The following is a 2,551-nucleotide window of genomic DNA, read 5'->3' as shown; positions in this document are numbered from 1 at the left end:
GCCAAAGATGGTGTAATCAAATCGAATTCGGATATTGATATTGCAGTTTTATTAAAGAACAATTATGAAAAATTGATCGAATTTAAAATTGCCGCTGAAATCGAGGAATATTTTAAATGCAAAACTGATGTCATCGTTATGAACACAGCAAATCCAATCCTGAAATATGAAGTTTTCAAAAATGGGAATCGCTTATTTGAGAGAGATAGCAAGGAAAGAGCAATTTTTGAGGTTAATGCGTTTCGGGATTATCTCGACAATACTTATTTTTTGAGGAGACGATATGCCTAATGAAAACATAATTTTACGATTGATCGCGAATATAGAAAGTTACCTTGAAGATTTGAAAAAAGTCAGGGAAATATCTTTTCAAGAATTCACGGATGATATCATTAAACAGAGGTTTATCGAAAGAACTCTGCATATAATTATCGAATCCGTTCTCGATATAACTCATCATATCATTTCCGATCTGAAACTGCGGGAACCGAATTCTTATGCTGATGCTTTTAATGTTTTGTTTGAGAATAAGATCATTACCGAGAAAACCGGAGATAACGGTAAATTGATGGCTCAGTTCAGAAACAGGTTAGTGCATTATTACGAGAAGAATGAACCGGAAATTATTTTTGAGATTCTAAAAAAACACCAGATCGATTTTATGATCTTTATAAATGAGATGAAAGAATTTATTAATTTTGGAGTAAAGTAACCGTGTTACTTTTTGAGATGCTTGCATCTCATCTATTTATCTGTATCGGAATTTCAATGTTTTTTTAAACCTTCAAGGTTTGACAAACCTTGAAGGTTTGAATCAATCAATTCACCAAGTTATGTTCTAACTTCCGATTGAACATTGTTCACCGGAATGTTTGAATGTTTACTCCTTTTCATTCTCATCATTCGGAAGAGCTTCGCACATTCCGAAGATTTGGAAGCGACTTCGTCGCTTAGCATTAACACGGTTAATGCACTCCAAAAAAAGGAGAAAACTTTCCGAATCTTAATTGGAAGAATTTCGTTGGGGGAAGCTTCGGAAAGGAATTCCATACCAATGAAATTCTTGACTCCAATCCAACAGCAAAAAAATAAAATCAAAAAAATTACAGGAAAATAAAATATGAAAATTTCCGTTTTGATAATTGTAGTTTTCAGTTTTAGTTCGTTATTCTCCGCAGAATTTGAAATAACATCTAAGATCAAAGAAAATCCGGCTCATCTCGGTTTACAGATGCTCGATGATGGTTATAAATACGATAACAACGGTGAACTTTGTGCTTTGCTGATCGTACGCTGTGGAGTAAAGGGCATCAATTTTGAGAACACGGCAAGTAAAGTAGCCCAGATAGATAGACAAGGCGAATACTTGATCACCATGAAAAAAGGCGCGGGTTATATCGTGCTCAAGAAAGAAGGTTTCGGTAATTACAAAGAAGTATTCGGGATGAAACTGAAAAGCGGTTCAGTTTATGAAATGAGTGCTGATGAAAAATTCAGGCTGGCAACGGAAATTCCGATTTTGGTCACCACAGATCCTTCCGGAGCAGAAATTTTTATTGAGAATAGCTCCAAAGGAAGAACAACTGACGGCAAATTGAGTTTTACAACACCGGAAGGCAAACAAACAATTAAAATTGAGTTGGACGGCTTTGAAACAATTGAAGAAACCATCGAGATAAAAATCGGTAACCAGAACTTTGATTATGAACTGGTGGAAGCTATGGATGCCACCATCAAAATCGAAAGTGAACCTTCTGGGGCAACCGTCTGGATAAAAGGGATAAAACTTGGAAAAACTCCGGTCAATACTTTTTTTCCGGAAGGAACATACAGCATTAAACTGGAAAAAGAAAATTACGAAACTATAAATGAACAAATAACCATAACTGATCCGACAAACAAAACCTATACTTTGCAAGATATCAGAGCCTCTCTAACCGTAAAGACACATCCAAATGCAACAGTTTATGTTAACAACGACAGCGGACACAAAGGCGGAGTAACCGATATGAAACTAACTCCCCAGATGGTGAATATCACAGTTAAAATGCCTAAAGCAGAAACCATTACCCGTTCCGTTCTGCTCGAAAAAAAAGCTGATGTTACCAAAGAATATTACCCGGAAGTACAAACCGGAATTGTGATGGTAAATATAATACCGGCTTCTGCAAAAATAGAACTGACCGGAGATGGCGGAAAACATTACAACTCCACCGGCAAAAAAACATTCCGTGATGTACCGGTAGGCACTTATAACCTGACAGTAACAGCCGATGAATACAAAACCCATACGGAAAGTTTTAGAGTAACTTCTGACAAAACAACGCGCAGACAAATAAGCCTTGAACAAGGAAGCGATGTTCCCGATAATATGGTTTTCGTAAAAGGCGGAACATTTCAAATGGGAAGCAATGATGGAGATAATGATGAAAAACCTGTTCATTCCGTTACGGTAAGCGATTTTTATATCGGGAAATATGAAGTAACTCAAAAAGAATGGAAAGAGATAATGGATAATAATCCTTCGCATTGGAAAGGAGATGACCTGCCT

At 36.5% G+C, this 2,551-nt stretch carries 2 protein-coding genes; both read left to right on the top strand.

Going from position 1 to position 2,551, the window contains the following annotated elements; genetic code table 11:
- Nucleotides 1-283 precede the first annotated feature (283 nt).
- Nucleotides 284-712: a DUF86 domain-containing protein gene (locus ENL20_05840; protein ID HHE38077.1), complete on the top strand. Its 429-nt coding sequence runs from the start codon at nucleotides 284-286 to the stop codon at nucleotides 710-712.
- Nucleotides 713-1,120: 408 nt separating this feature from the next.
- The coding region (locus ENL20_05835; GenBank protein HHE38076.1) for a PEGA domain-containing protein at nucleotides 1,121-2,551 on the top strand (1,431 nt) is incomplete at its 3' end.

This window comes from Candidatus Cloacimonadota bacterium, assembly GCA_011372345.1.
In the GTDB taxonomy this organism is placed as follows: Bacteria; Cloacimonadota; Cloacimonadia; order Cloacimonadales; family TCS61; genus DRTC01.
This window is presented reverse-complemented; position numbering and strand designations above follow the sequence as displayed.

Excerpts from the sequence above, each read along its gene's own strand:
- ENL20_05840 (HHE38077.1), top strand. The coding sequence starts at position 284 with ATGCCTAATGAAAACATAATTTTACGATTGATCGCGAATATAGAAAGT.